Source organism: Oleiphilus sp. HI0080, assembly GCF_001635135.1.
Genome location: NZ_LWFU01000480.1, coordinates 1 through 4,698, shown reverse-complemented (window position 1 = coordinate 4,698; position 4,698 = coordinate 1). Strand labels below are relative to the sequence as shown.

General features: G+C 46.7%; 4 protein-coding genes. 1 reads left to right on the top strand and 3 read right to left on the bottom strand.

What is annotated here, in order from left to right; genetic code table 11:
* On the top strand, positions 1 to 445 hold a 445-nt coding region (locus A3751_RS09975), incomplete at its 5' end, for a transporter substrate-binding domain-containing protein (protein ID WP_156492364.1).
* 105 nt (positions 446 to 550) lie between these two features.
* On the opposite strand, the gene A3751_RS09970 is transcribed toward A3751_RS09975, so the two are convergent.
* The 3 genes from A3751_RS09970 to lpxL form a co-directional block, all read right to left on the bottom strand.
* On the bottom strand, positions 551 to 2,464 hold the full coding sequence (locus tag A3751_RS09970) for a monovalent cation:proton antiporter-2 (CPA2) family protein (protein ID WP_068455182.1): 1,914 nt from the start codon (positions 2,462 to 2,464) through the stop codon (positions 551 to 553).
* The gene (locus tag A3751_RS09965; protein ID WP_082863168.1) at positions 2,461 to 3,072 is read right to left on the bottom strand and encodes an NAD(P)H-dependent oxidoreductase; all 612 of its coding nucleotides are present in this window, start codon (positions 3,070 to 3,072) and stop codon (positions 2,461 to 2,463) included. The genes A3751_RS09970 and A3751_RS09965 overlap by 4 nt, the downstream gene beginning before the upstream one ends.
* 486 nt (positions 3,073 to 3,558) lie before the next feature.
* Positions 3,559 to 4,539, bottom strand: a complete 981-nt coding sequence (gene lpxL / locus A3751_RS09960) for an LpxL/LpxP family Kdo(2)-lipid IV(A) lauroyl/palmitoleoyl acyltransferase (protein WP_255374873.1) — start codon at positions 4,537 to 4,539, stop codon at positions 3,559 to 3,561.
* Positions 4,540 to 4,698: the final 159 nt, after the last annotated feature.

Genomic DNA, 4,698 nt, shown 5'->3' with positions numbered 1-4,698 from the left:
CTTCGATCTTCACCCTTACCATATCGGGTCAAATGCAGGATACCACTACCCATCGACATTCATTACTGCTGAGCGTGAAAGACTTTTAACCATAACCCCGCTGTTTTCACAAAATCCAACACTCGACAACTTAAAAAAACTAAAAAGCGAGCGCATTGACCTATTTATATGCAACAGGCTGGTATGCCAGTTTTATCTTGATCAGTATGCTCCGATGTTTCAAAGCATTGACTATATTCCAAAAGAAGTGGGGGCTAACAAGACCTTCCACGTCGGCTTTACTCGCAAGAGGGCCGGTGCCTCAGAGCTGCGTGACCAATTTAATGTTGCTTTAGATGATGCCATTACGTCAGGCCTGCTCGAAGAGGCCTATATGCAATACGGAGTCAAAGAAGAAGTAAACCGACTGGGTTCACAAGGGGCAAAAGACCGAGTCATTCAATAACGAATAACCTGACGTTCAATCGGCTCGTTCTTGGTTGCAGTCAACATTCAACATTTAACATAGGCACCTTATCGATCACCCTCAAAAAAGAGCCTTTAATCTATCTCAGTGTGTGTCCTTAAAATCGTCTAGGTAATTCTTTGGGGGTGGAGCCCAGGACGTATGGCTTGAGTCGTGTCTATCCTCTCGACCGAGTTTCATCGACTCTTTAAGTAATTCTTCTAGCTTTATAAATAGCAAACGATAGTGCTGAATCATGGTGCTATCGCCTTGAGTTTTTTGCCACATGTCGTAGAGCTGCGGGTCGTGTTTTTGCTCAGTGTCGACGTAATTTTCTTTTAGCTGCTCAACATGAAACGGGTGAAAACCTAGCTCGGTCATGGCCTTCCCTCCAAGCTCGAGTGCGGAATAAAAGCTCTCAAAAATCACGTGATCTGCGCCATTGAAACGCAACGCGTATGCGTCTCTTCGATCATAGGCCCGAGCGAGAATTTTCACATGCGGGTAGGTCTGTTTTACGTGTTTCACGAGCTCTATGGCACGCTCTGACTCGTCGATCGCGACAATGAACAAAGTGGCGCTTTCTATTCCTGCCGTATGCAAAAGATCCGGATGCATTGCATCACCATAGTAGCTTTTGATGCCAATGTTTCTAACCAGGTCTATTTGGTCAACGCTGCGGTCTAACACTACGGTTGGAATACCGTTGGATGTGAGTAAACGATTCACAACTTGTCCAAAGCGCCCGATGCCCGCAATGAGCACTGGTGCGATTTCGTCAATGGTATCCTCTGTTTGAGAAGCATTGGTTGAGGCTTCAAAACGCGGCACGATGAGCTTATCGAACAGAATGAATAACAGAGGTGTGAAGAACATTGATAAAGCAACAACGAGCGCAAGCAACTTAGAAATACTGTCAGGCAGCACTGCGTTCTGAACACTAAAACTAAGCAATACAAAGCCAAACTCACCGGCCTGCGCAAGGCTGAGTGAAAACAACCAACGATCACTATTGCGTATCTTAAAGATACGAGCAAGCACATAAAGAATGGCCATTTTTGACAGCATCAAGCCTAGTGTGAGCGCAATAACGACAACCCACTGATTCGCAAATAACCCGAAGTCGATACCAGCGCCTACCGTGATAAAAAATAAACCGAGCAATAAGCCCTTGAAAGGTTCAACGGTGCTTTCTAGCTCATGTCTAAACTCGCTGTTGGCGAGCACAACGCCCGCCAAAAAAGTGCCTAGCGCTGGAGATAACCCCACCAAACTCATGATGGCAGCAATACCGATCACCAATAACAGAGCACAAGCGGTGAATATTTCACGTAAACCCGATGCGGCAACGAACCTAAACACTGGACGGCTCGCAAAGTGACCACCAATGACCACTATCGCAATCGCGGCGAGAACGACCAAGGCATATTGCCAGCCAGGTAGACCCTCAACCAGGCTGTAACTATGGTGAGTTTGGTGCGCGGAGCCCATATCTCCAGAAAGCGCACTGAGCGCTAACAAAGGGATAAGCGCAAGCATGGGAATCACGGCGATGTCTTGGAATAAGAGGACGGAGAATGCACTTTTCCCACCCTCTGTTCCGCTCAAGCCTTTCTCATTAAAGGTTTGCAGAACGATCGCGGTCGAAGACAAACTAAAGATCAAACCAATGGCTAAGGCGTAAGTCCATTGATCAACAAACAAAGAGGCAATGCCTGCGATAAGGGCAACGCTCAGCCCCACTTGAAGCCCTCCCAAACCCAAAAGTTTGTTGCGCATTTGCCACAGCATTTTCGGCTCAAGTTCGAGACCAACAAGAAACAACATCATCACCACGCCAAACTCGGCGAAATGTTGGATCGTCTGCGTCTCTTGACCAACCAAGCCGGTGATGGGGCCAATCACCACTCCAGCAATCAAATACCCAAGTACAGAACCCAACCCCAAGCGCTTAGCAATAGGCACCGCAATAACGGCCGCAATCAAATAGATACTGGCCTGAATAAAATACTCCGTCATCGCTGAGCCTCACTTTCTTGGAAATAGTCGTTGCTTAGGGCGTAATGACCCAGCGATGTATGATCTAGTTGCCCCTTTTGTATCGCCTGAATCAAGGTTTTGGCCTGTTTGATATGGCCGTCGATTCGCAGCTCTTCGTGCGCTGTTCTCGATCCAAACAAGACGAACGGCGGCAGGTAATGCATCTGACATAGATGCGCCATTTGTTCGAATGGACGGAGCAATTCGCGCAATGGGTACTGATTCAAGCCTTCAGTTTGATACGCATCTTGTTGCGCTCCTGCGCTCGTCATAATAAGTACGCTTTTGTTCTTCAACTGATCGCCGGCCTTGCCGTATGCGAAACCATACTCAAGCACAAGGTCTTGCCACTCTTTGATCATTGCCGGCGACGAATACCAATACATTGGAAACTGAAAAACGATGATGTCATGAGCGAGCAGTCGCTGCTGCTCTTTCTCTACATCGATGCGAAAACGCGGATATTCAGCATATAGGTCAACGGTCGTGACGCGCTCTATACTTGAAAGGGCAGAGAACAGAGGCATGTTTACCTCCGAGTCACTTTGCGCAGGATGTGCAAAAAGTACGAGTACTTTCTTCGTCATAGCCATGTCTCTTAGATACTATCTTTTTCTAGCCCAGCGACGCTCAGCACGGCATGCTTCGCAGTTAAACAGACACGCTGTGCGTTGTATTCGTTTTGAGGCACTTACGATAATTGAATAATCGCAAAGTAGTGAAAGCCTTGTTCTGATTCATACACATCGTAGTAGGTGCCGATGTAAAAGTCTTTTCACAGTTAGGGTATGTCGCGCAAGATGTTGAGCGCAAATAAGATAACGACGCGAGCATCTCGGAGTAAGAAGAGAGGGAGCAATAGTTGAGTGAGGCACCGACGATGCGAGATCAAGCTATGAAAGGTGATTAAAGTGCTGCAAAAAACGAAACCGGCTAGGCTTGACGCATGAATAACGCACCTCCTTTTCGACAACAACTCACCTCCTTTTGACAACTAAGCCTCGTTTGTCCTGAGCGCTGCCGTTCGAAGCTAGCCGCTGAAACTCACTACGTAACAAATTATGCCCGATCGCTTATTTTAGATCGCGATACAGTGAGTCGTCCTCAGGATTGGGTCTGGTTTTAAAGCGCTTGTGCATCCAAAGATATTGCTCAGGAGCGAGCATGATCATGTCCTCTACCTTGCTATTCAGCTTTGTCATATCCTGCCTGTCATCTCCTGACGGAAAGCCGTCGATACCTGGCGTAATCTTGATGGTATAGCCATTCGGCGATGAAATAGACTGGATAAACACAGCTTCGCAATCACTGTTACGCATAAACATAATTGGGCCAGTCGTAGTCGCCGTTTCTGCAACATCAAAAAAGGGCACAAATATACTTCTATTGAGGCCGTAATCCTGATCGGGGAGATATAAAGTCAACTCGCCATCATCAAGGGCCTGAAACATCCCTTTTACATCTCGCTTGTTGATCATGTATTTATTAGAGCGCGCTCTGCCGTGATATTGCAGATATTCCATCAGATCATTATTGTGTTTTCGATAAAAAGCCACGCAGGGTTGCTTGAACCCAAGAGCCCGACATGCAAATTCTAAGCTCAGACAATGAATCGCAATACCGAAAATGCCCTTCCCTCTTTTGCGAATGGCCGCTATATGTTCGAATCCTTCAAACGTCACCAAGCGTTTAACACGCCAATCAGGCCACCACCATCCCATAACGGTTTCCAACACCGCCATCCCCGAGGCAGCGATGTTGTCGCTCAACAGTTGTTCCCGTTGTTTTTCACTTAAATGAGGAAAGCAAAGTTCTAAATTTCGACGAGCAATTGCGATGCGTTTTTTACCTAGCAGCGCCATGATTTTACCCAAGCCAGCGCCAACAAATCGCACGACTCGATATGGAAGACAGGTCAACAAGAATAAAAAGATAAAGCCTAACCACACAAGCCAAAACCTAGGGCCCAGAAATCGCAATTCAAATTTAGGAGCATCTATTTTTTGCACTGTCACACCCACTATCACACCATAGTTACTTGGAAAAAAACGCATCTGAACTATGGGCAAAATAATACTTCAGGTTATGAAATCATCTCAACGGGGTGTGTAATTGCGACACATGGATGTAGTCAGGCAAGAGGGAGGGCATGGACATCGAGCGCGCTTTTCATGCTCAATATAACCCTTTTATATAGGGGCCGGTTCGATATA